Genomic DNA, 24,071 nt, shown 5'->3' on the forward strand with positions numbered 1-24,071 from the left:
ATGAAAAGTTCTGAGATTTTGCAGTTTGGAAAAAGTGGCCTAAAAACATTGCTAGCATCCATCGTATTTTTCTATAGCCATTTATCCCTCATATTGATTGCGCTTATTCCTTCTTTAATTCGTGCATTTCAAATGTTGAACGATCAATCACCCATTTGGTTAGAAGTTATTGTTGAATTGACAAGACTTCTTTTGATTTTAGTGATGATTTGCATGATGTCTAAGCAATCTATTAAAAACATCGGGGACAAAGAATACTGGAATCGTCTTGGAAAACAATGCTCATTACATTTTAAAAGAAATTGGCCGTACCATTTTACCGCCCAAATTATCGTTTTTATTGTGCTTTTATTTGGATTAGGAAACTTACTCATTAAAATTATCGTTAGCGGATCTTTAACCCCAATGATAGAAATACTAGGTTTCAAATCATTTGGGTATAAAGAATCATATAATGCCTACCTATTCTTTTTAAAAAATATGACTGTTATTCCACTGGCGATCGTTTTCATTCTCAAAATGTGTGGGATAAAGCCAACAAACAATTAAATTAAAATGGGCTTCTAGCATTTATTTGCAGTAGCCCATCTCTTAATATTCTTTTTAAAGGAGCATCCATATTTTGTACCGCCACTAAACTTCCCCGCTCATGAACCCCTGAATCGTTCGAGATAGGCTCCAATTCGCTCACAGCCCCCTATAATCCGCTCGCATCTGACCCTAATTCGCTCACAAAAAAAAGGACAAGAAACCCTACCGCAGTTTCTCGCCCTTTATTTGACTAATCCCCTCATTCCAACTCAACGCACGCCCCGCCACGCAAACAACCAACTAGCAATCCCGACCAACACCACCGCCCACAAAAGCTGAACCCCTAGACCCAACCACTCATCCAAATAAATTCCCACTGAAGCTACGGTATAAATATTCATCACAGCAAGCGTAGGTAAATACTTTGCTAACTGAAAAACTTGTAACAACATTTGGCTTAGTCCCAAAATAAGCGGGAGCATGATCGCAATCGGTGTGATCAGCGATTTGGTGATAATCGATAATGCTGAGGTAATCCAAGCTAATAGGATCCAACTAACCGTGGCAAGAGAGACACTTTCAAGTAACCGTAATCCGAAAGAATTTGTCCATTCCAAGTCATGTTGCAAGAATAAAACAATTAAACCAAGCAGACTCGAAACGATTCCTGTAAGAACTATAATTACAGTAATATTCACGAATTTCGTAAATAATAATTTTACTCTGTATGGTTGGGTAAGAAGGGTTGTTCGTAAGACAGATTGTGAATATTCTTGTCCGAAATAACTTGCGCTGGCAACAATCACTCCTAGTTGGCCTAAATAGAGGGATTGCAAGATCAGAGAAAGCATTCCCTCCTCTCCCTCTGTTATCGGTGTGCTGGATGTCAATAAGAAAAGTACGGGAACGAGATTCGCTCCAATGATCCCTAACATGCACCAGCCAAAGGAAAAGAATTTCGTTTTCTCACTACGGAGGACAGCGTACATTAATATTTCCCCCCTACATCACTACGAACAAAAGTGAAATAAGATGTTCCTAAAGCTACCATCACCCAAATCAGCAGGATCATTCCGCCCTTTAGTGGGTCATGTTCAAACGGGTCTGTTGGTGTGGCAAAGAGAAGATTACCCGCTGCCACTGGGAGATACTCCGCCCATTCCCATCTTTGGGCTAAATAGTTTCCGATTGAGCGCTGCAAAGAAAATATACTGCCAGGCTATCGTACTGAGATATAATGGATGTAATCCCTCTTCTCCCAAGCCAACATGTGTAATCGAAATCGTAGCCCAAATGGTTATCAATGATAGGAGCGTCGTACATACCAATAGCGCGATTACTTTCCCACCAAAAACCTGGATATGACTACTTTGACAGAGTAATGTCGTACGTAATTCATGATGTTTAAATTCACTTGCCCCGATGATTCCTCCAAAGACAACCATCGGTAATAACCCAAATAATATGGATTCCAATCCAATATAATCGAGAGGTGGTAACGCTTCTGCTAATCCCGGATGCGTTTCTGGTGTTGCGTCTAACCCCATCTGAGCATAACTTTTGGCTAAGATATATGCTAGAAAAGGTTGAACAGCAACAACTAATGTACAAATGACCCACCACACTCTACTTGAAGTAATCTTAATTAATTCAAATCGCACGGTTCTAGAGAAAGTTTTCATCTATTGCCTCACCTTCTTCTGTAAGCGAAAAGAACACGTCTTCCAATGATTCCAGATTCTTCATCACCTGATGAAGCTCACCCGTTGCGATGATTTTTCCATGATCAATAATTACGACATCATCTGCTACAGCTTCCACTTCCGAAAGAAGATGGGACGACAGCAAAACGGTCTTTCCCAAGTCCGCTTGCTGACGAATAAACTTTCGAAACCAGCGAATTCCTGTTGGATCCAGTCCATTTGTCGGTTCATCGAGGACGAGATATTGTGGGTTACCCAACAGTGCTGCTGCCAGCCCAAGCCGCTGCCCCTCACCCAAGGATAACGTTCCGAGCCTCGCATTAACTTTATCCGGTAACCCGACGATTTTCAATACTTCTGCTACACGACTGTTAGGAATGCCGTTACTTTGTGCGATGATTTTCAGATGGGTTTTTACCTTTCTCGAAAGATTGCCGCCTATCCCGTCAAATGCTGCTCCAACCACTTTCAATGGCGTATCAAATGTTACATATTTTCTTCCACCAAAAGTTGCCGTGCCTGTTGAACGATCCAGTCCTAACAAAATACGGAGTGTTGAACTTTTTCCTGCACCATTTGGCCCGAGAAAAGCAGTGATTCTCCCTTGTTTCGCTTCAAAGGACACATCTTTTAAAATCTCTTTGTTTCCGTGTCGCTTATGTACATGTGAGATAACTATGTTTTTTGGCTGATTCGTCACTATATAAATCTCCCTCCTAGATAAGATTAGATTAGGTAACCAATTATTAAAAACCTTCAGTCATCTATACTTAGTTATCAAATTCAAAAATTGGAAGTCTTAGCAAATGGCTTTGGAGTACACAACGTTTTCCATTTCATTCCCCACCTCTACCTATGTATTATTTGAATCAAAATAGAAATTAATATTTCTATTTGCGTTAATAATAACGCAAATTTTCAGGAACTTTTCCCTTGTGTAAAAATACGTAAGTTAGATGTAACAATTGACATATTATAATTGTTCTAGTCTAATAAGTAGGGTAAAGGAACTTTTATACTAAACATTAATTCCTTGAAAGCTATTTTCGAGGAAAAGTGTAGGATATGCTACATAGTAGAAATTACCTTTTGTTTTTAAGAGGTTTTATTTAATTAGAATGCTAGTGTGTCTTCATGCAGAAATAATCACCTTTGATCAACTCCATGACTGCTATACAAATTTTTTTGTAAAAGACACTCATTTACGATGGTCTAAAGGAGTGAAACAATGGTAATAAAAGTTGCTATTTGTGATGATGTTCCTATAATCGCAAAAGAAATTGAAGAGTTATTGTTAAAGTATGACTCCTCCTTATTTGAAATGGATATATTCCATAATCCTCTTCGATTAATTGAATTCCTAGAGGAAAATACATATGATATGTTTATTTTAGATATGGAGTTTCCCAATCTATCAGGTTTAGAGATTGCCGAGGCCATTAGGGGAAATAACTATACTTCTCCGATTATCTTTATTACAAATTTCAAAGAATATATGGAAAAATCTTTTAAAGTGAACACGTTTGATTATATTTTAAAGCCAGTAACAAAAAGTAAATTACATGCTGCCTTGAATCGCGTAATCAAATATTTAGATTTAAATGAGTCGAAATTTACGTTTACATTTAACAAAGTTTTTTACAGCCTTCCTTTTAGTGACATTATTTACTTTGAAAAAAATAAACGGAAAGTATTTATTCATACACCTTCTGATACATATGAAACGATTCTTCACACCAAAGCCCTTTTATCCAAAGTGAATGATAACTTTGTACAGGTTCACACCTCGTTTGTTGTTAATGTTAGATATATAAAACAAGTTAGAAATAATACCGTTACGATGAAAGTAAACGATAAACAAACTGTTGACATACCAATAAGCCGGAAATTTAAAGATCATGCAAAGAAACAAATTTTGATGAAGTTACGAGACTTCATCTATTGAATGGATATGAGTGGCTGGAGGGAAAGATATGGCTTTCATACTAATTCTCATACTAATGGTAGTAGTTATTTTGATCATTACCCTTCTTCAAAAATTTAAATTAAAGTTACCTATCCATGTTTTTTTCGTCATGGTCATATTTTCTATACCATTGATTTCGGTATTTCTGTTAAGTACTGCTGTCGTGTCGGAAATTCAAGTGGTGAATAACCCAAATTTTATTTTTATATGGATAGCTGCATTTATTATTTATATGAATCTTTGCATCCTATATCTTTATATAACCCTTGGAAATTATTATAAACAACTTGAAAAAACGACAACACAAAAGAAAGTATTGGAAGCCGAATTGAAATACTTCCAACAACTGAAGGATTCACAATCTAAACTCTATTCCATAAAGCACGACCTAAAAAATCAATACGTCGTTCTACTTGGGATGTTAAGTCAACACGATATTACTGGAGCTAAATCATATCTTCAAGATTCCATCCAGAAAATCGAAGACAGTGATTATTTTTTTACAAATAACTTTGTCTTAAATTATTTTCTGAATGAAAAAGTATCGACTGCTAAAAGCAATGGAGTAACGTTAAGCGTTCAATCTTTCCTCTCAGAAAAGCTTCATTTGGATACGGACATTTTGGCAGTGATACTAGGAAATTTAATCGATAATTCGTTAGAAGCGGTCTTACGTTTGTCTCATTTTAAAGAAAAAGAGATTTCACTCCTCATCAAGCAATTTGATCATAACCTGCTTATTGAAATTTCAAATCTATTTGATAGGGAGGAGCTTCATACGCGAAAGCATCGACAAACCGAGGGAATCGGAATAAAAAATGTGAAACGAATCGTTGAAGAGCATGGTGGAATTTATAATCAATGGTTCGAAGATAATCGGTATGTTGTGAGTATACTTTTGTTGGATGTGTATGGGGAAGAGGAGTAGGAAGGGTTGGTGGGTATCCTATTTTAACCTCAATAACGAAAGGTGCGAATCCTTGGAAGATATGCACCCTTTCATTTTTATACGTTACATATTAAATGCCTCGCTATAGTATTTACGAAGTTCAACTGAGTTATCATTCCACGTTATTGGTCCCCCATTGACGATTGGACAAGTACATCCAGACATCTATGCCACCCTGCCGCGGTATGAACTGCTCATGAATCATCATCAAAAGTGTGAGTAAAGATTATTCTGCACACATTATCCTCCCAAAATAACAACAAGTAAAATCAGAGATGATACTCTTTTCAAACATATACCTCCAATCAAATTCAACAATTTCGGACTCTTTCACAATCCTCCCCCGATCATTTAAGTATAATTCTTCACAAGACCTCAAAATATATTAAAATAATAAGAAACACAACCACAGTTTCTCGTCCTTTATTTCTACTCAACTATAAATAAATATTCGTCGAGACCTCATTATCACAAAAAAACCAAACTACTTACACAAGCATATCCTTTTTATTTATCTACTATAAATTGCAACATGATTAATTATTGAGTCAATATTCGGGGCCAACATTAAGATAACGTATCTTTGTCAAAAACAACTTCTATCTTTTATTTTACACTATTTTTGATACTGTACAGTTTTATTTTTATGTTAATTGACCCCAAAGGTAAATGTTAGTTTAAAGTAAGTAGAGTTGATATCCCATATAAATAGCCATAACCCATATAATAATTGCAGAAACTTGGTTCATAAGTTTTAGGAGACTCCCATTCTTATCAATTTGGCCAACTCTTCTTCCTACGATGGCCAAGGAGAAAAACCAGAGCCAAGAAACCACTATACAAGCAGTAGTAAATATCCATTTTTCATATCCCTCATAAGTCAATGAACTAGTTCCAATAACTCCAATTATATCCATTATTGCATGAGGATTGAACAATGACACAGAAGCAGCAAATGTAACCTGACGACGTGCAGAAAAATGAGTCTGTTCTTGATTCATACTTGCATTTGGTGTGCTTTTCCACATCACCCACCCCATATAGGCTAAGAAAAAGAACCCAATGATAAATAACAAGATCCTTAACCATTCGAAATTTAAAACAGCCATGGATACCCCAGTCACAGCCAAAATGATCATTATTGTATCACAAACTCCTGCCGTTATAATGACAGGCATTGCATTCCTGAATTTTTTATGCGTCCCTCCTTGATTAAATACAAAAACATTTTGAACTCCTAAAGGCAAAATTAAACCAAATGCTAATATCACGCCATGAAATAATGCTCCCATTTTGCTTCCTCCTATTCTACTTTATTTAGAATAGCGTAGGAATAAGAAAATGTCTCCAACCAATTGGATGGTAATAAAACCAACCACTTTGTTATAATAGATATAACTTAAACAGTGAGATATCACTACCAGTTCAATGCAGATAAAAAGAAAGGAATGAAGATAACATGCCTGAAATAAAATGGAAACCAATAAAACATTCATCCATTCCTTTGCATCAACAAATATCTACTTATATAAAAAAGAAAATAATGACTGGTGAATGGACAATCGGTACTAAAATACCTTCACAAAGAAGTTTGGCAAGTCTATTTCAAGTAAATCGCAGTACCATTGTATTTGCACTGGAAGAACTGGTAGCAGATGGACTAATTGAATCTAAGGTTGGGAGCGGGACAAGAGTAATTAATAATACATGGAGCCTTCTAACTTCAACCCCTCCGCCAGATTGGATTAATTATGTAAAAGCAGGTATTCATAAACCAAACATATCGTTAATCCAAGAAATAAATAAGGCAGAAGCAGACCTTAATATTATTCGGCTTGGAACTGGTGAACTTTCACCTAATTTGTTACCAATGGGTAAAATGCGAGAAATACTACACATAGATCATGAACAGCTTTTATCACTTGGTTATATGGAGTCTAGAGGAAGTTTATCTTTAAGAAAAACCATTAGTACCCATTTAAAATCAAAAGGAATTGAAGCATCACCTGAATCAATTTTAATTGTTTCTGGAGGGCTTCAAGCATTGCAATTAATATCGATTGGACTATTAAAAAGAGGATCAACTATTCTTCATGAAACACCTTCCTATTTGAATTCTGTACACGTATTCCAATCGGCTGGAATGAATTTATTAGGGATTTCATTAGACGGTGATGGGATTAACTGTGATTCAATAGGACGAATGAAGCGGCAGCATAATGCGGCTTTACTCTATACGATACCTAACTTTCACAATCCAACAGGCATTTTAATGTCTAAGAGTAGAAGAGTGGAATTACTCAAGGTATGTCAGAAGGAATCCATACCTATTATCGAGGACGATGTATACGGTGATTTATGGCTCGATAATCCACCGCCAAATCCTTTAAAAGCCAGTGACACACAAGGGAACGTCTTGTATATAGGAAGTGTTTCCAAAACATTAAGTCCCGGTTTACGAATTGGATGGGTTGTAGGACCTGAGCCTGTCATTGAACGTTTGGCAGATATAAAAATGCAAACAGATTATGGGTCCAGTTCCATATCACAATATGCTGTAGACAAATGGCTTTCTAGTGATATGTATAAGGATTTCTTAAAGGTAATAAAGGTAGAGTTACGTTTTAGAAGGGATTTTACCATTCAAGTTCTTAAAAAATATTTTAATGAAATCGCAACTTGGATCGAGCCAAAAGGCGGATTTTACATTTGGCTTAAAATTCAATCAGGGGTATCAACTGGAAAACTATTTGATTTAGCCCTCCGAGAAGGAATTTTATTAAATCCGGGAAGTGTGTATGAAAAAAACAATAATCAGCATCTTCGCATATCCTATGCCTATGCTTCCATTGAGCAACTAGAAAAAGGGCTGATTACTTTATCACAACTTATTAAAAAATCTTCTATTAATTGAATTTCTAATAAGGGATACCGTAAATATTATTTACGGTATCCCTTATTTTATTAAAGTGTGTTTAAAAACTCTTTATCTATAACAACTTCATTTTTTTTATCACTATTTGTGATCCAGTTCACTGTAGTATCTAAATGAGGTTTTTAAACTCTCCAGCCAATTTCCCTTGCAATACGCTTTATTTGTTGTATAAATTTATCATTTGTTCTTCCTTTGTCGTTGATAACTTTATCACTAGTAGATGCCCACCTGAAAATTTGTTCAATGCTTCCATAGCCACGTTTAAATGCTTTGGCTAAAAATAAGCAATTAGCATTGGTGGGAGAGAAAGATAAAACAATTCGTAACTCATCATCAGACCATTCTTTTCCTTTGTTCGAATCATCATACTCTGCATCTTTTTCCTTTTCAATTAAATACGCTCTAACTAACTTTAATTTCTCATTTAGGTCTAATTCTTCAACCTTGCTATCTAATAGTTTAAATATTTCATCCTTAAATTCATTTTTTTTCATTGTTTTCACCTTACTAATTATCATTTTTAAGTTATTCTTATACCTTGGTCATCGAGATTAGAAAAGTTTGTCTTATGTTCGTTTAAAGCTTCAGTTTTCATTTGATTCAAAGAATCATTTTACATTATCTTTGGATATGTTCCCATGTTGTTGCGCTGCTTATATCATATCGCTCATCATTTTTAGTAATCTGAATTAGGGTTAACATCTCTTGAGTTTGGAGGATCCAGTAGATTTAATCTTCATCATTTTCAATACGAAATAAATCGTTCATATCTTTAATATCAAGTGCATCAACGATTTTATCTAAATGTTCAAATTGGATTCGTTGTCTTTTGCCGTTTGCTAATTCACTTAAAGCAGCTAGTCGAATTCCTGTTTTAACATGAAGTTGAGTAAGTGTCATATTATGACGGTGTAGTAATTGGTTGAGTTGTAATTTTACTTTTTTTATTTCAAATCTCTCCCTAGTTGTTGACTTTACGTTTAAGCGTATATTATAATGGATTAAATGTTTTACGCTTATGCGTATGAGATGAGGAGGGATGAAAATTTGAAACCGGAAAAGACACCGAAAGATTTATTAATAGACCAGTTAAGTCGTAAAATAAATTTTGCAGAAATGGAACGGTTACTGCTTAGTGTTACATATAACTTGTCTTCGGATAGGCAATATACGGTAGATGACGCATTTCCCGAGTTAATAAAGATTATTAGATTATTAGATTATGAACAGGAAGGCATAATGGAAGATATAATTCGGTTAGAGGGGATAGTTTTTGAACACAGTGAGTAAAAAGAAGATTTTGCAAATGTTATTATAATTAGATGGAGAAGGTATCTTTATGTAAGCACCCTTATTCCTGTAACTTTACATAAAATAACAAGGAAATATATCTATCTTAATGAATAAAGTGTGCTTACTTTTTCACTTATTTTGGTGTTCGGTTTCAAATCTTGTATTCAACTCGGGGAATTGTTTCTTGAATGAACGATCTTATTAGTTTTGCTAAAGATAAATTTTCTCCTTTATGATAAGAAATTCGTATTCCTTTATCCACAATTTTCAAATGTTAGTAGATAAATTCTAAACAGAAAAATGTCTATTATCCATTCAGTGAGATTCAAGTCTGATAAGAACTTCTCTCTTACCACTCCTGTCATAGACACAGCAGAAAAAACGAAGACTGATACAGTTCCATGCTATCACTGCAATTAATATTAAAAATGGAGATAAACTTCTTATACTATTCACCTCAAAAAAAGATAAAAAGAAGAGTTAAACTTAACATAGAGTATTCATTGTATAATATCTCTACCAATACGAATGTGTTTTGCTTCTCCACCGCTGCCAGTCGTTTATCTGCATACGTTAAGCCTCTCGCTTTTCCTTCCGTAATGACATCTACATGATAGGAAGTTCCGGAAAACATCCCAGGATCAATCAGATAAGCGATTGCGCATAAGTCGTGAATCGGACTGTTGATGAATCCAAATTGTCTTCCAGAATGATTATAAAAATGAAGCAGTTCATATGCTAAATGACTAACACGGCCTTTATTTTTCAAACCATTAATTTCAGCGACTGTAATCTCAGCTTGTTCTGTTACATCTAGTCCCGACATCACAACAGGAATATCGGAATTGAAAACAATTTCTGCCGCCCCGGGATCAACGTAAATATTAAATTCATCAAGAGCGGTGGTATTACCATGGCCAAGTCCGCCGCCGATGATATTAATATATTCTATTTTATTGCGAATCTCGGGAAATACTTTAATTAATAATGCTATATTGGTTAAAGAGCCCAAACCTACAAGAATGACCTTTTGTGTGCATGCCATAATTTTTTCATACATAAATAACACGGCGTTATCTGAAGCAATGGGATAGTGTTCTCCATTAAAATAAGGACCATCCATTCCGCTATCCCCATGTGCCTCAGGAGCAATGCGAAGTTCCTTTGTTAAAGAGCCTTTTTGTCCTGTTGCTAATGGAATTTCAGCCTGAACAAATTCCAAAATATTTTTTGCATTCGTTGTTACTTTCTCTAACGTTTGATTTCCACCGATCGTCGTAATGCCTAAAACACGTAATTTTTCCGCATGAGCTATAGCAGTTAAGATGGCTAAAGTATCATCATGCCCTGGGTCACAATCAATTATTATATGCTTCATTTTTTCCTCTTTCTCTTCTAATAAATCTTCTATCGTTAACCCGTCTTTATGACCTAAAATGGTAGCCAATTGACAAATATAAGGCTGTTTTAAATGACTAAAAGTTAAAAGCTGCTCATCCCAAAATATTTCCATAGGAGATGCATCTCTTCTTTTTTGTTTATCTGCAAAAACAATCACCCGATTAAACTCTCGCACAACGAATTCCATATCATGTGTAATGGTAATAACAGTTTTATTTTGTTTGGATAAATCCTTAATCATATTGCCAAGACGCTCGATCGATTCTCTGTCCTGTCGGCGGTAGGCTCGTCTAAAATGATTGTATGATTATGTACTTTTATATTGCAGACTTGTGAAACGCTGAATAGTGTAGAATGTCTTATTTTTTTGAAACTTATGGTAAAATACTATACGACTAACCTAAAAGTAATTGGATAGGTGATTTAGTAATGTTTGGCTTAATGTGCGCACATGTTAATCTTAGGAGGAAAAAATGTTGGAGAAAATTAGTAGGCTTAGTTTAGTAATGTTTTTTGTTTTGCTTTTGACTGTTGTAGTAGGGTGTTCGAATGATGATAAGATTGAAAGTGACGAAGTTAACACTAGTAATGATTCAAAAGAAGGTTCAATTGATGAAGAAGAGGATGAAGTAACTGAAAAAGATTTAGTAGAGCGTATTTTGCAGGAGTCAAATAAGAATAATGATAGGCTACTTAAAGAGGGGGGGTATTATTTATCGATAGATTTCTTTGATGAATATCGCCAGGAGTCATTCATCGAGGGAAACGAGGAGGACATTGAAGTCATTACTAGAGTTGCCGATTCACTAAGTGAATTAGAAAACGTATTGGAAGAAGATTATGAGTTAAGTAATGGTTTATTAGGTAAGATAGGGATTGATGATTATAGTAATATGATTTATATTCAAAATATAAATGATTCAGATGAATATGGGATAGAAATAAATTTAGGTGAGATAGAGATTGAGGAAGGTAAGAAAATTTTAGATGGTTTGTCTTTTAGGGATGAAAGTATAACAGAAGAGGAACTAAAGGAATCCATCGGGGTAGATTATGAAAACATTAAATATTATGATAATAAAGGAACGGATTATGAAGTATCGGAATTCGCATTTATAAAAGATGAGGAAATTTCCATCGGGGTAGTATATTATAATCCTGAAGGGGAACATGATTATATACATATGTATGTAAGTAAGAATGACTTTGAAAAAGATGATGAAGTGGAAACAGTAAAAACAGAAAAGGGCAAAACAGTAGAGATGATAGATGATGGATATTACGTAGAGTGGTTTTGGGAAGAAGATGGATATAAATATAAAATCTCGGGCAACTATGACGAAGAAGAAGTAGAGGAAAAGGATGCCGTGTTAGATGTTATAGATAGTATGACAAAAACTTATGGTGAATAGAATAAGTGTTATAGTAGAACGGGTAGTGCTTTATTTCCAAGAAGTGAAGTAAAAAGAAAGTGTTTTACATGAAGACATGTATAGGCGTAATCATCGATTTGTTAAATTAGTGCTAAGCCAAATAGAAATACAAACACATAAAGAAGTAATAGAGATTGAAGGTACATCAATAGAGCATTCTATCTTGAGACGAATCTCAGTGCACAATCTATTTATGCTTATATTAGTTCATTAACGGAATATTATAAAATGGAATGTGATGTGTTCATTTGTATAGATATTTGATATGTACTTCTTTGATTGTAAAGTTAAAGTAGAGCGAGCAGCTTTACCTAGTCTACTTTAACTTTACTTTTATACTAAAATAACCTCTAAAACCTCTTTTGCTTATGATATGGTGCTCCGCACGCTGTCTAAAGGAGGTTTTTGACAGCATAAAAATAGTTACGAGGAACGTAACTAAACATAATACATCTATAAATCTATCTTTTCCCCGTTAACTCTAAACTCAATTATTTCAGCAATTTTAAAATCATCTCTGTGTTCAATTATGTAAGCAATTTTGTAAGTTTCTCCATCTACTAATACCTCGCGATATTCAGATGTGGTTAATTTTTCCCCATCAAATTCATACTCACCGCTAATATGTTCTATATTTTCTCCTACGATGTTTTTTTCAAAAATTTCACTAGTTAATTTATGATAATCCTCTGACAAAATAGCATAATTCCCATAATCACCGTACCATTTTGCGTCAACAATCTCTAACCAATTAAACCACAGCTCTTCAGGATCTTCTCCGTATTCTTCAGCGATCTCGTATACAGTCTCCCGATCACCTGAGAAATCATCTATTTAATCTTGTCATAATTATATCGTACCATTCAAGGTCTTCTTCGGTAAGATGTCTTAAATCCAATTAACAGAACACTACAAACTAATATAATTGGTGCAACCAACAGACAATTAAAACCTCCTTTTCAAATTACATTTACTAAATTTTAACATTTAACAAGAGGAATGCCTATTAAATACAGAATTAATCTATATAGAGTTTTTAAAAAATAATTATTGGAGGAGTTAATTATGAAAAAAACTTTCGTTTATGTAAGTAGCAATTTTTACAATGTCAATATCCCTGATTGTATGTGCTTTAATGTACATTCCATTTTATTGTTTACCCTCACTTATGATACGGTTCTGCTTAATTCACTTGTAATATTTATGTTCACACTCAGACCCCATTTAATATAAAAGGAGACCATAATAGTCTCCGGTAGGCTATCTTATTTCATCACTTTTTTAGATTATTGTTCTCAATAAATTGATCAAAATCATCGGAAGTGTTTTGAGCAATTCGATGTTGATTAAACCTTTTGTATTCTTGAATCGCAATCTCATCTGCAACGGCTTTTGAGACCTTCCCAGCATTTTCAAGAATATCACGATCATTGAATTGCAGAAAAGCATTTAATCTAGCAATCCAATCCTTCATATACATTGGACGTTGCCTTTCAGCCTGATCCTCAGCATAATCCAAATACATCGTAACAATTCGATTTAGTGACTTTAACTCCTTTTCAGATAAGTAATTTTTAGCTACTGTCACATCTCGCTTACGTACTTTATCACCTTTCCAAGAAGTAAGTCCCATGTTTTCTTTCTCTGCATTTGCTCTTTCTGCTATGAGTTCGGCTGCCGTTTGACCATGAATGGCAAAGTGCAATTTATTTTGTACCGTTGCAAAGAATTCTTGTGTAATCTCTGCTTTAGGGTCATAATCTACAGAGGTAGCATAAATGTCTGTAATCTTTTGATAGAATCTTTTCTCTGAAGCACGAATGTCACGAATTCGTTCTAGTAATTCATCGAAATAATCCTGCCCGAAATTATGCATTTCTTTCAAACGATCATCATCCATTGTAAAACCTTTGACAAGATATTCATTTAATCGTTCAGTTGCCCACTGGCGAAATTGTGTACCTCGATGAGAACGGACACGATAACCTATTGCGATAATCATTTGGAGGTTGTAGTGTTTTGTTTTTCTTTCTACCTTTCTTACGCCTTCATTTTGAACTTGTAAGTAATACTTACAAGTTGATTCTTCTCGTAATTCTGCTTCTTCGTATATCTTTTTAATATGAAGTGTAATATTTTGTGGTGAGGTTTGATATAACTCTGCAATCGCCTTTTGAGTCATCCAAACTGTTTCATTTTCTAATCTAACATCTATTTTGGTATTTCCGTCCTCTGTCTGATAGATTAAAATATCCGTTTCATTTTGCATCCTCTTCACTCCCTTATCTACTTCATCTATGTACTATTATAACATTTTAAGACTAGATACTAAATAAAAATGAGAACATTTATTCCTATTAATGATGACTTTTATCTTTGTATGAAAAAGTAACCCCCAAACCCTTTAAAGGAGCAATCCAATTTATTATTAAATTTGTTCTATACAGTTTTACTTAACTCAATTTCCACCCTTTGTTTTACCGCTATTTATATATGAATGCCAAAGATCAAAAGAAATTAAAACGAGCTATGGAACGTGCAAGAGAAAAAGGCGAAGTCTATTATAATGAATGGAGACTTCGCAAAATGAAAAACGCTAGTACCGTAAGAACTACTTGACGTCATGGAACACGGGTAAAGCCGTATGCCTTAATAGGGCACGTGCAGTTTATATGAGGGGATAGCCACGTAAGTGAGTGTCCTACTCTCTTATATTATTCTAGTAATGAACTTACATTTAATTTTAGTTTTGAAAGCTAATCAAAAATAATTAACCTTTAATGCATGAAAAGCAATTACTGTCCCCCATGTTTCATCCAAATCCTTGTTTCAGGTATTTTAAAAATTCATTTTCAATAATTGAAACATGTTTATTTTTAGGAAGTAGATAAATTAAAGATAGTGTAGAATTTTCTCCGAGTTCAAATGGGATTGCAACAATATCTCCCTTCTTTATTAGAGGATCTTGTTTCACCCAAAAATCGGTGTAAATGCCGATTGCAAGATTATTCGCAATCACATTTTTTAGTACTTCATTGTTATTGGAAATTAAAAAGATATTTGGTTTCCCGCTTCTTGAAAGTAAACTTTCCCAAAAATTCCTCCCAGGACTTTCATTTCGGAGCGCGAGTGGGTATTGTACTACTTCTTTAGGAGTGAGTTTGGAATACTGAGTAAGGACGGAATTTTTACTAACACAAACTTGAAAACTCGTTTCCAGTAAAGAACGATAGGTTAATGAAGAGTCAATACTATCCATATCCTTGGAATTAATATAGGTGAGACCGATATCAATCTCGTTGTTTCTAACAATTTTTTCAATATTATTTACGTAATCTTCGCTAATAATCAGCTGTACATTCGGGTATACTTGTTTGAATTTATAGAGAATCTTCGGAAGTAAGGTTGTAAAGAAAATGGAGGAGGCAGCAATTTTTAAGGTACCTTTCATTAAAGAGCTATTGTATCCTAATTCTTTTAGTTCTTGTACTTTATAATAAACCTCATATGCTAAATCGAGTACCTTTTTTCCTTCCTCGGTACAGATTGTTCCAGAACGAGATCGTTTAAAAATAATTAATCCAAGTTCTGATTCTAAACTTGATAATGATTGACTAATAGCAGAGTGCGAAACATGCAATTTTTCAGCAGCTTTTGAGATTGTTCCTTGCTTAGCTACCTCGATAACATATTCAAGTTGCTCAATATTCATAGAAAAACTCCTTTATCATGTTTTAGAAATAATATTCTACTAGATGAATGGAAGCTTGTAATTCATAATAATGTCTCTTCTATGCTAACATCGCTCCTCTACGCTTTCTAAGAATAGAATATACTAATATTAAATAATATTCAAAATTGTATTAGCTATGCCTTTAAACATTTTCTTATTGTCAATTTTGGTTACAATGATGTATTAAATACTAACTTTACTATTTAGTAAATTCATAATAGAGTGAAATTAGCAAATATTTTAAATATATTAAAGAAATATGAAAGCGTTATCAAATATATTGCTAAGAAAATATACGAAAAAGAACGAAGATTTTTGAAAGTAAAAATAGATGTGATCACAGTAATTAGTTATTCAACGAGAATTAGAAATTTGTTTCTAGTAAAAACAGCTTAGGATTAGATCCGGCATAAAAAATTCAGTTTATGAACGGCTAATCTTTTAATCTTAAAATTATTGCAACCTAGTTTAGTAAAGCTGTGAAGAAAATCTAATAGAAAGGGGCGAGAATTGCAGTCGGCGAAGGAAAAGAAGCGTGCAGTTTGTATGAAAGGAAAAAATGGTGGGTGGTAATCCGAGACCACAGAATCGTAAAGCTGGCAATTTAGGTTGATTATTCCTCTATTTTGAACAAAGGTTAGAAAGCGTTATCAGGAGAGAGCATGGTTTTACTCATTAGGAGGTTGGTCTATGTTTACTAAAGAGAAAAGGTTGATGTTTATAGGTTTATTCATGATCTTTTTACTGATTTTTGGTGCATGTTCAGAGGATACGGAAAAAGTGAGGGAAGGAGGAGAACAATCTTCGGATTCGGAAGCAGCTGAATCAACGGAACCTAAACATGGGGGAACGTATACGATGTTAAATGCCTCTGATATCGATACGCTTGACCCCCATTTAGGAAGCTCTATAGGTACGCATTTTCCAGCTGGATTTATATACAATAAACTTCTAACCTATGAGACTGGACCGGATGCAAGTTATGACGATTATCATATCGTTCCTGATTTAGCGAAGGATTGGGAGATTTCGGATGATCATTTAGTTTATACTTTCCATTTACGTGAAGCTTATTTTCATGATATCCCTCCAGTTAACGGTCGCAAGCTTGTTGCAGACGATGTTGTTGCCACAATGAATCGAATTATAGAGTTACCAGGGCATCAAGTTGACCTATTGGAACCAGTTGAAAAAGTTGAAGCTCCTGATGATGAAACGGTTGTCTTCACATTAAGCGAACCATTTGCCCCATTTCTCTATAATCTGGCCAATCATTTCATGTGGATATTACCACGCGAAGGGATTGATGGTGAATTTGATTTAGCAACAAATGCTATTGGCACGGGACCGTTTATGCTAGATGAATGGGAATTAAATGTAAAAAGAGTTTTTACTCGAAATCCAAATTATTTTGAAGAAGGAAAACCTTATCTTGATAAAGTGGAGTTTTTGATTGTACCTGATCAAGCAGCGCATATATCTGCATTTCGGACTGGAGAAGCAGAAGTCATTGACCGACTAATGCCAAGTCAATTGACAGCGGTTGTGGATTCAAATCCAGATGTTACAATTTGGAAAACATTGATGGCTACCCATATTCAAACATTAATGAATGTGGGAAATGAACCGTTTGACGATCTTCGGGTACGTCAAGCAGTCAGTATGGCGATAGATAGGAAGAGTGCAGTGGAGAATATTTTTGGCGGTGGGGAATTGAGTGGACCGGTAAATCCGACATTAGGTGACTGGGCACTGCCATTAGAAGAATTGGAGAACTTGTCACCGTATGATCCAGAGCGGGCAAAAGAATTATTAGCAGAAGCAGGCTATCCAGATGGCTTTGATACAACAATCTTAAGTACAGAAGCTACTGGTCCTCAAGTTTCTAGTTTTGCAGAATGGGTAGCGGAGGATTTAAGAGAAATTGGTATTCGTGCAGAAATTCAATTGGCTGATGGCCCTTTGTTTATTGAGGGATGGACGAGCAGTAATTTTGATATCGTAGTAACGTTTAATAATTATTATCAAGAGGCTGATGAATGGTTATATTCGCAATATAAAACGGGACAGTTTTGGAATACTTCGGGAATTAGTGATCCGAAGCTAGATGAAATGTTGGATGAACAACGTAGAATTCTTGACCCCGAAGAGAGAAAAGAAAAAGTTCACGAGATTCAACGTTATATTCTTGAAAATGTTGTTACGGCAGTGACAGTTTCTCCAGAAATACAGACGCTATATCAACCATATGTAAAGAATATCTATCCGCATGCTTCGTATGGGGGAGGGTATTTTAAAGATGTTTGGATAAGCGATTAACAGATAATTCGAACATATTTTACAGCTTGATTAGTGAGATTTTACGTAAAGGAGTTATATAAATGGAACCTTTCTTAACAGATGCTTTTGCGTATTTTTCCGATGCAGAAATGGCTAACAGGTATGCAAAGGTACGGGAGAAAATGAGAGAAAATAACCTTGATGTATTGCTTGTTCATGGTAGTCAAGGTATAGGCAATAGTCCGGGTCAAGTGAACCTTACTTATCTAACGGGTTATGCAGCGGTGATGGAAACCTTCCTTGTCGTACCGTATGATGGTGAGCCAACGATGTGTCTTGCAGTACCTTTTCATATTAGAAATGCTAGAGATTTCTCCTATGTGAAGGATATTCGTTCCGGCTGGTCTCTAGGGGAAGCCATTGGAAGGATTAAGGAGTTAAAATTAGAAAAAGGAAGAATCGGTCTAGTAGGACCTGGCGGCTCTAGTGGTGCGGGAATCACATTGTATGTTGAAAATTACCAAACGGTTATATCGATGCTTCCAGATGCGCAATTGGAAAATGCGACAAATTGGTTTGATGATTTACGTTTGTATAAAAGTGAGGAAGAAATTGCGTATTTAAGAAAATCTGCCAAAATGAATGATCTTATTATGGAAGATCTGATTCATTATGTAAGACCAGGACTTACCAATCGAGATTTAAGACGCAACGTCGATGTAATGGCAGCACGGCATGGTTTAACCTATCCATTTGCACATCTTAGTGCGATAAATATGCTTGATCCAGAAGATTGCTATCCTGAATTTTATCCTTCAACAAGACCCGTGCGCAATCAGAGCATTATTTTAACAGAATTTGTTTTCGGTTATGGGAATTATTGGAATAAGGTATGGGGTAGTTTCTTTGTTGGGGAGCCTACGGATGAATATTTGCGTATGTTTGAAACTGCATCAAAAGTATATCAAGATACGATTTCTCGTCTTAAACCCGGCATGACAGGAAGGGAAGTAAATGAATTACTTCAGCCTATTGAGGAAGCAGAATATGAACAACCTGCGTTTTTCCTTGTTAGTGGTTGGAGTATGATGGTCACTCGTCCTTTTATGGGGACATTGCCAAGTAATCAATTAAGTAAGGCTGCAGCTGAAGGGGATTTGGATTTTAAACTTACACCAGGTTTAGCATTAACTGTTAATGTTTGGCTTCGCATCCCGGAAACGAATAAAGGTTTGTGGATAGGTGCGTCAGGTGTGATGACGGAAAAAGGGATTGAAATTTTAAATAATTATCCCGTAGATCAATTACGCGTAGTAGGAAGATAACGAAAAAAATTATAATTTGAGGAGGATTATCATGGGAAGATCTGCTGTAAGTGATGCTTTTCCATATTTTTCAGATGAGGAACACGAAAGTCGCTTTAAAAGGGTTCGTGAAAAAATGGCGGAAAATGATATTGATATCCTTTTAATTCACGGAGCTGGGAATGTAGGTAATTCTGTCGGGCAGGTAAACCTTTCATGGCTAGCTGGTTACGCTTGGAGTATGGAAAGCTTTTTAGTTTTTCCTTATGAAGGTGAGCCATCACTCACTCTAGCTGTCCCGATCCAAATTGAGAACGCATTACAGCTTTCGTATGTTCAGGATATACGCAGCTACGAAGAAGGGGGACCGGCACTATTAAAAGCTTTTGAAATAATGAAGGAGCTTCATGCTGAAAGGGGAAGGATTGGCATAGTAGGACCGGGGAATACAAATGCGGTAGGCTATACGCTTTATAAAGAGCAATATGATTTGCTTCTACAAACGTTCCCTGATGCAGATATTGTAAATGCTACGACTTGGTTTGATGATTTGCGTCTGATAAAAAGTGAAGAAGAGTTAGAAGTGTTGATAAAAGCGGCAAAAATAAATGATTTAGCGTATCATGAGCTCGTGCAAACAACAAGACCAGGACGAGAGGAACGTGATTTGCAAAGAGCAGTTTTCGCATTGGCAGCTAGACACGGTGCAACGTATCCATTTATAAGTGTAGCTGCTAAAGATTCTTTCAATCCGCCTAGTTACGATCCGGCATTTTATCCAACCAACAATGTCATTAAAGAACATAATTTAATTCAGGCGGAGCTTACTTTAGGTTATGGAACAACGTATTCTAATAAAATGTGGCCACTATTTTTTGTAGGTGAACCAGATAAGGACTATATTCGGATGCAAGAAACAGCTGCTAAGGTTTACCAAGATTTACTAGCAGGTCTTAAAGTCGGTATGAAAGGACATGAGGTAAGTAAATTTTTGCAGCCGATAGCAGATGCAGGATTTGAACAAGCAGGAAACACAGTAGTAGGTGGATGGAGTAATCAGATGCACCGCCCGCAAATGGGAGTATTACCAGGAAGCTGGAGTGAGGCTTTTGCAGAAGCAGACAAGGATAAAACATTAGAAAAGGGAATGACGATTACGCTCCATGTTTGGTTAAAAGTACCAAATACACAAAAGGCATATTGGATGGGATCTACTGGTGCTATGACAGATAACGGCTTTGAAACATTTAATAAGTTCCCTGTAGACGAGCTAATCATTCTGTAATTAGAAAAGCATAAATTTTTTCGGGGTTTATATTTATTTCACCTCGTATCAATAAGATATAGTCCTATCAAGCAATGTAAACAGATATGGAGGCGGGACATAACTAACGAAAAAAAAGAATCGTGTGCTATTTTTCCAGGGCGATTATTCGCTCAAGTCTGTTCGGATTTGCCGGGCTTAAAAAGAGTTATGTCCCAGCCACTAATCTCTATCTCATAAGAATATTCAATCGTGTCGTTTAGAAAAGGAGGGGAAAGAGTGGTAAAAGATTCAACGGCATTACTGCAGGTAAATGAAATGTCAACCGTATTTCAAACCCGGACAGGGAATCTTGAGGCAATTAATAATGTATCTTTCAATATTGCTAAAGGAGAAACAGTTGCGCTTGTTGGAGAATCAGGTTCGGGTAAAAGTGTTTCTGGTTTATCAATTATAAGATTACTAGAGAACACAGGGAAAATATCATCAGGAACCATACGGTATAATCAAGCAAATTTAACAAAAATGACAGATGAAGAGATTCGCAAGATGCGAGGAAAAGAAATTTCTATGATTTTTCAGGATCCTATGTCATGTCTAGACCCGGTTTATACGATTGGAAATCAAATTATTGAAGCTTTAAAGGTCCATGAAGATCTTTCAAATCATGAGTATCATCAACGTGCAGCAGAATTATTACGTCTTGTTGGATTTCCTGATGTAGAGAATCGCTTACAAAATTATCCGCATCAATTATCCGGTGGTCAAAGGCAAAGGGTTATGATTGCGATTGCCTTGGCATGTCATCCGAGCTTATTAATTGCCGATGAACCTACAACGGCATTAGATGTAACTGTTCAAGCGCAAATCATTGAATTGCTAAAAAAATTACAGTCGGAATTAGGCACGGCAATATTTTTAATAACTCATGATCTTGGTGTTGTTGCGGAAATGGCAGATCGTGTAGTCGTTATGTATGCAGGACAAATCGTTGAACAAGCTGATGTGAAATCGTTATTTTCACACCCTGAACATCCCTACACGAAAGCATTACTGCAAAGTATCCCAAGATTAGAAACAGATAGAAACGAAAGATTGCAAACGATTAAGGGAAGTGTTCCGAGCTTAACGAATTTACCAACGGGCTGCCGTTTTCATCCCCGGTGTCCATTCGCAAGTGAAAAATGTCGCATAGAAGAACCGCCAATATTTGCTACTGATAAAAACCATATGAGTAAATGCTGGCTAAATGATCCGAAAATGGCACAACAAGAATGGATTTCAATCAACAAAACAGCAGATGAGGAAATGGCATCTGTTTATGAAGAAATTGATACAACACAAGGTAAGCAAGAGGTATTATTAGCAGCGAAAAATATTAAAAAGTATTTTCCGATTACGAAGGGGATATTTTCGCGAACAGTTGGTCATGTTCGTGCTGTTGATGGTGTCTCTCTTCATATTTCTCAAGGAGAAACACATGGTTTAGTTGGAGAATCTGGGTGTGGAAAATCAACGGTTGGACGTTTATTGATGAATTTACTGCATTTGACAGAAGGAGAAGTTACATTTGCCGGACAGGACTTAAAAACAATGAAGCATCAACCATTAAAAAAGTTTAGACAACGCACGCAAATGGTATTCCAAGATCCATACAGTTCACTAAATCCACGTATGATGATTGCGGATATTATTGGCGAACCATTAGAAGTACATGGGATAGCGAGTGGAAAAGAAAAGTATAATCGCATTGCTGAATTGTTAGAGATAGTTGGCTTGTCAAAGGACGATATTCAAAAGTTTCCCCATCAATTTTCTGGAGGGCAGAGACAACGAATCGGAATCGCCCGTGCGTTGGCTACGGAACCGGATTTATTAATTTGTGATGAAGCTGTTTCCGCGCTGGATGTATCCGTACAAGCTCAAATTCTTAATTTATTAAAGGATTTACAAAGAAAAATGGGGCTTTCCTATCTTTTCATTTCACATGATTTAAATGTTGTTAAGTATATATCTGATCGCATCTCTGTAATGTATTTAGGAGAAATTGTTGAAGTAGCGGAATCAGAGACCTTATTTCATAAGCCTCTACATCCATATTCACAGGCGCTTATTTCTGCTATTCCTGTTCCAAAGCCAGATGGAAAACGAGAGAGAATCATTTTAGAGGGAGAAGTTCCAAGTCCAGCTAATCCGCCTTTAGGGTGCAAGTTTCATACGCGTTGTCCACTTGTAATGGATGTATGTAAACAAATGAAGCCCAAATTAAGAGAAGTAGATGCCAGTCATTTCGTATCTTGTCATTTATATTGAAAGAGGTGAGCGAATTGGTAGAGTATATTTTTCGACGATTACTTTATGGGGGAATCGTTTTATTTATCATGGTGATATTTATTTTTGTTGTCATGAGAGCAATCCCTGGTGATGTAGTTATGCTCCAGCTTGCAGATGCCAGTAATGTATCGGAAGCGCAAATTGCTGCTTTAAAAACAGAGTTAGGATTGGATAAAAGTATTGTCAGTCAATTCATGGATTGGTTAAAAGGAATATTTCAAGGCGATTTTGGAAAATCACTTTGGTCCAATCGATCCGTGACGGAAATGATTGCAGCACGTCTTCCAGTTACGCTTGAACTCACCTTTTTATCATCGATAATTGCAATCTTCATAGGGATTCCTATTGGAGTGATTTCTGCAGTAAAACATAACACATGGACAGACCACCTATTACGGATTGTGTCGATAGGAGGAATTTCCATACCTAACTTTTGGATTGGTTTAGTCTTACTCTTGCTCCTATCATTAGTATTTAATTGGATTCCACCACTAGGCTATCAATCTTTCACAGCAAATCCGATTGTAAATATGCAACAAATGCTCCTCCCTGCTTTTTGTTTGGCAATTACACTTTGTGCAAGTATTGTACGGATGACACGTTCGTCTGTTTTAGAGATCATGCATGCAGACTTTATTCGTACCGTTCGTTCAAAAGGTGTAAAAGAAAGTATTGTTGTTTATAAACATTCCCTTCGAAATTCTCTCATTTCAGTTATTACGATTATTGGCTTACAAATTGGAACCCTTTTAGGTGGGGCTGTTGTTATTGAATCTATTTTTTCTCTTCCCGGCTTGGGAAACTTGATTTTTGAAGCGGTAAATTCAAGAGATTATCCCAATTGTTCAAGCTTCCGTTCTTATCTTCGGTGCAATGTTTTTACTTGTGAATTTGCTTGTAGATATTACTTATGGCTGGATTGATCCTCGAATCCGTAATTATTAA

At 35.7% G+C, this 24,071-nt stretch carries 23 protein-coding genes; 11 read left to right on the forward strand and 12 right to left on the reverse strand.

Features of this window, described 5'->3' with window-relative positions; translation table 11 throughout:
• Complete coding sequence (locus SPD89_RS12585; RefSeq protein WP_336262300.1) at positions 1 to 549, forward strand: hypothetical protein; 549 nt, start codon at positions 1 to 3, stop codon at positions 547 to 549.
• Between the two features lies 1 nt (position 550).
• Here the strand turns inward: SPD89_RS12585 and SPD89_RS12590 are convergent, their stop codons facing one another.
• The 5 genes from SPD89_RS12590 to SPD89_RS12610 all read right to left on the reverse strand — a co-directional run bounded on the left by SPD89_RS12590 (position 551) and on the right by SPD89_RS12610 (position 2,934).
• Positions 551 to 682: a hypothetical protein gene (locus SPD89_RS12590; protein ID WP_336262301.1), complete on the reverse strand. Its 132-nt coding sequence runs from the start codon at positions 680 to 682 to the stop codon at positions 551 to 553.
• A 118-nt stretch (positions 683 to 800) separates the two neighbouring features.
• Positions 801 to 1,520: an ABC transporter permease gene (locus tag SPD89_RS12595; protein ID WP_336262302.1), complete on the reverse strand. Its 720-nt coding sequence runs from the start codon at positions 1,518 to 1,520 to the stop codon at positions 801 to 803.
• On the reverse strand, positions 1,520 to 1,672 hold the full coding sequence (locus SPD89_RS12600) for a hypothetical protein (RefSeq protein WP_336262303.1): 153 nt from the start codon (positions 1,670 to 1,672) through the stop codon (positions 1,520 to 1,522). The genes SPD89_RS12595 and SPD89_RS12600 overlap by 1 nt, the downstream gene beginning before the upstream one ends.
• Complete coding sequence (locus tag SPD89_RS12605; protein ID WP_336262304.1) at positions 1,659 to 2,213, reverse strand: hypothetical protein; 555 nt, start codon at positions 2,211 to 2,213, stop codon at positions 1,659 to 1,661. Before SPD89_RS12605 ends, SPD89_RS12600 begins: the two co-directional genes overlap by 14 nt.
• Positions 2,197 to 2,934 (reverse strand): ABC transporter ATP-binding protein, encoded by a 738-nt coding sequence (locus tag SPD89_RS12610; protein ID WP_336262305.1) that lies wholly within the window; start codon positions 2,932 to 2,934, stop codon positions 2,197 to 2,199. The genes SPD89_RS12605 and SPD89_RS12610 overlap by 17 nt, the downstream gene beginning before the upstream one ends.
• Before the next feature lie 528 nt (positions 2,935 to 3,462).
• Between SPD89_RS12610 and SPD89_RS12615 the strand changes: the two genes are divergently transcribed.
• Positions 3,463 to 4,179, forward strand: a complete 717-nt coding sequence (locus tag SPD89_RS12615) for a LytR/AlgR family response regulator transcription factor (RefSeq protein ID WP_336262306.1) — start codon at positions 3,463 to 3,465, stop codon at positions 4,177 to 4,179.
• A 28-nt stretch (positions 4,180 to 4,207) separates the two neighbouring features.
• Positions 4,208 to 5,128, forward strand: coding sequence for a sensor histidine kinase (locus SPD89_RS12620; RefSeq protein ID WP_336262307.1), 921 nt, complete (start codon positions 4,208 to 4,210; stop codon positions 5,126 to 5,128).
• A gap of 698 nt (positions 5,129 to 5,826) precedes the next feature.
• Here SPD89_RS12620 and SPD89_RS12625 read toward each other — a convergent pair.
• Complete coding sequence (locus SPD89_RS12625; protein ID WP_336262308.1) at positions 5,827 to 6,441, reverse strand: LysE/ArgO family amino acid transporter; 615 nt, start codon at positions 6,439 to 6,441, stop codon at positions 5,827 to 5,829.
• A 167-nt stretch (positions 6,442 to 6,608) separates the two neighbouring features.
• Between SPD89_RS12625 and SPD89_RS12630 the strand changes: the two genes are divergently transcribed.
• On the forward strand, positions 6,609 to 8,063 hold the full coding sequence (locus SPD89_RS12630) for an aminotransferase-like domain-containing protein (protein WP_336262309.1): 1,455 nt from the start codon (positions 6,609 to 6,611) through the stop codon (positions 8,061 to 8,063).
• A gap of 143 nt (positions 8,064 to 8,206) precedes the next feature.
• Here the strand turns inward: SPD89_RS12630 and SPD89_RS12635 are convergent, their stop codons facing one another.
• Together SPD89_RS12635 and SPD89_RS12640 are read right to left on the reverse strand one after the other, a co-directional pair.
• A complete protein-coding gene (locus SPD89_RS12635; RefSeq protein ID WP_336262310.1) occupies positions 8,207 to 8,578 on the reverse strand; it encodes a hypothetical protein in 372 nt (123 codons plus the stop codon).
• Positions 8,579 to 8,813: 235 nt separating this feature from the next.
• Positions 8,814 to 9,158, reverse strand: coding sequence for a helix-turn-helix domain-containing protein (locus SPD89_RS12640; RefSeq protein ID WP_336262344.1), 345 nt, complete (start codon positions 9,156 to 9,158; stop codon positions 8,814 to 8,816).
• Here SPD89_RS12640 and SPD89_RS12645 point away from each other — a divergent pair.
• Positions 9,132 to 9,374 (forward strand): hypothetical protein, encoded by a 243-nt coding sequence (locus SPD89_RS12645; RefSeq protein WP_336262311.1) that lies wholly within the window; start codon positions 9,132 to 9,134, stop codon positions 9,372 to 9,374. The genes SPD89_RS12640 and SPD89_RS12645 overlap by 27 nt on opposite strands.
• 460 nt (positions 9,375 to 9,834) lie before the next feature.
• Here the strand turns inward: SPD89_RS12645 and SPD89_RS12650 are convergent, their stop codons facing one another.
• Complete coding sequence (locus SPD89_RS12650) at positions 9,835 to 11,019, reverse strand: nucleoside hydrolase (protein WP_336262312.1); 1,185 nt, start codon at positions 11,017 to 11,019, stop codon at positions 9,835 to 9,837.
• 235 nt (positions 11,020 to 11,254) lie between these two features.
• Here SPD89_RS12650 and SPD89_RS12655 point away from each other — a divergent pair, with 235 nt between their 5' ends.
• A complete protein-coding gene (locus tag SPD89_RS12655; protein WP_336262313.1) occupies positions 11,255 to 12,190 on the forward strand; it encodes a hypothetical protein in 936 nt (311 codons plus the stop codon).
• 474 nt (positions 12,191 to 12,664) lie between these two features.
• Here SPD89_RS12655 and SPD89_RS12660 read toward each other — a convergent pair whose 3' ends face one another.
• The 3 genes from SPD89_RS12660 to SPD89_RS12670 form a co-directional block, all read right to left on the reverse strand.
• Entirely contained in the window at positions 12,665 to 12,907 is a 243-nt protein-coding gene (locus SPD89_RS12660; protein ID WP_336262314.1) for a hypothetical protein, read from the reverse strand.
• Positions 12,908 to 13,484: 577 nt separating this feature from the next.
• Entirely contained in the window at positions 13,485 to 14,480 is a 996-nt protein-coding gene (locus SPD89_RS12665; RefSeq protein ID WP_336262315.1) for a virulence RhuM family protein, read from the reverse strand.
• Positions 14,481 to 15,023: 543 nt separating this feature from the next.
• On the reverse strand, positions 15,024 to 15,923 hold the full coding sequence (locus tag SPD89_RS12670; RefSeq protein WP_336262316.1) for a LysR family transcriptional regulator: 900 nt from the start codon (positions 15,921 to 15,923) through the stop codon (positions 15,024 to 15,026).
• Between the two features lie 711 nt (positions 15,924 to 16,634).
• Here SPD89_RS12670 and SPD89_RS12675 point away from each other — a divergent pair.
• The 5 genes from SPD89_RS12675 to SPD89_RS12695 all read left to right on the forward strand — a co-directional run bounded on the left by SPD89_RS12675 (position 16,635) and on the right by SPD89_RS12695 (position 24,049).
• Positions 16,635 to 18,263 (forward strand): ABC transporter substrate-binding protein, encoded by a 1,629-nt coding sequence (locus SPD89_RS12675; RefSeq protein WP_336262317.1) that lies wholly within the window; start codon positions 16,635 to 16,637, stop codon positions 18,261 to 18,263.
• A 62-nt stretch (positions 18,264 to 18,325) separates the two neighbouring features.
• Positions 18,326 to 19,549: a M24 family metallopeptidase gene (locus SPD89_RS12680; RefSeq protein ID WP_336262318.1), complete on the forward strand. Its 1,224-nt coding sequence runs from the start codon at positions 18,326 to 18,328 to the stop codon at positions 19,547 to 19,549.
• Between the two features lie 31 nt (positions 19,550 to 19,580).
• The gene (locus tag SPD89_RS12685) at positions 19,581 to 20,813 is read left to right on the forward strand and encodes a M24 family metallopeptidase (protein ID WP_336262319.1); all 1,233 of its coding nucleotides are present in this window, start codon (positions 19,581 to 19,583) and stop codon (positions 20,811 to 20,813) included.
• Between the two features lie 258 nt (positions 20,814 to 21,071).
• Positions 21,072 to 23,105, forward strand: coding sequence for an ABC transporter ATP-binding protein (locus tag SPD89_RS12690; protein WP_336262320.1), 2,034 nt, complete (start codon positions 21,072 to 21,074; stop codon positions 23,103 to 23,105).
• Between the two features lie 14 nt (positions 23,106 to 23,119).
• Positions 23,120 to 24,049, forward strand: a complete 930-nt coding sequence (locus SPD89_RS12695) for an ABC transporter permease (RefSeq protein WP_336262321.1) — start codon at positions 23,120 to 23,122, stop codon at positions 24,047 to 24,049.
• The last annotated feature ends 22 nt before the right edge of the window (positions 24,050 to 24,071 follow it).

This window comes from Pseudogracilibacillus sp. SO30301A (assembly GCF_037072025.1).
In the GTDB taxonomy this organism is placed as follows: Bacteria; Bacillota; Bacilli; order Bacillales; family Amphibacillaceae; genus Pseudogracilibacillus.

Bases quoted from the DNA above. Each gene is read 5' to 3' on its own strand.
- SPD89_RS12585 (WP_336262300.1), top strand. From the start codon at position 1: ATGAAAAGTTCTGAGATTTTGCAGTTTGGAAAAAGTGGCCTAAAAACA.
- SPD89_RS12595 (WP_336262302.1), bottom strand. From the start codon at position 1,520: ATGTACGCTGTCCTCCGTAGTGAGAAAACGAAATTCTTTTCCTTTGGC.
- SPD89_RS12605 (WP_336262304.1), bottom strand. From the start codon at position 2,213: ATGAAAACTTTCTCTAGAACCGTGCGATTTGAATTAATTAAGATTACT.
- SPD89_RS12615 (WP_336262306.1), top strand. From the start codon at position 3,463: ATGGTAATAAAAGTTGCTATTTGTGATGATGTTCCTATAATCGCAAAA.
- SPD89_RS12620 (WP_336262307.1), top strand. From the start codon at position 4,208: ATGGCTTTCATACTAATTCTCATACTAATGGTAGTAGTTATTTTGATC.
- SPD89_RS12625 (WP_336262308.1), bottom strand. From the start codon at position 6,441: ATGGGAGCATTATTTCATGGCGTGATATTAGCATTTGGTTTAATTTTG.
- SPD89_RS12630 (WP_336262309.1), top strand. From the start codon at position 6,609: ATGCCTGAAATAAAATGGAAACCAATAAAACATTCATCCATTCCTTTG.
- SPD89_RS12635 (WP_336262310.1), bottom strand. From the start codon at position 8,578: ATGAAAAAAAATGAATTTAAGGATGAAATATTTAAACTATTAGATAGC.
- SPD89_RS12650 (WP_336262312.1), bottom strand. From the start codon at position 11,019: ATGATTAAGGATTTATCCAAACAAAATAAAACTGTTATTACCATTACA.
- SPD89_RS12665 (WP_336262315.1), bottom strand. From the start codon at position 14,480: ATGCAAAATGAAACGGATATTTTAATCTATCAGACAGAGGACGGAAAT.
- SPD89_RS12670 (WP_336262316.1), bottom strand. From the start codon at position 15,923: ATGAATATTGAGCAACTTGAATATGTTATCGAGGTAGCTAAGCAAGGA.
- SPD89_RS12675 (WP_336262317.1), top strand. From the start codon at position 16,635: ATGTTTACTAAAGAGAAAAGGTTGATGTTTATAGGTTTATTCATGATC.
- SPD89_RS12680 (WP_336262318.1), top strand. From the start codon at position 18,326: ATGGAACCTTTCTTAACAGATGCTTTTGCGTATTTTTCCGATGCAGAA.
- SPD89_RS12685 (WP_336262319.1), top strand. From the start codon at position 19,581: ATGGGAAGATCTGCTGTAAGTGATGCTTTTCCATATTTTTCAGATGAG.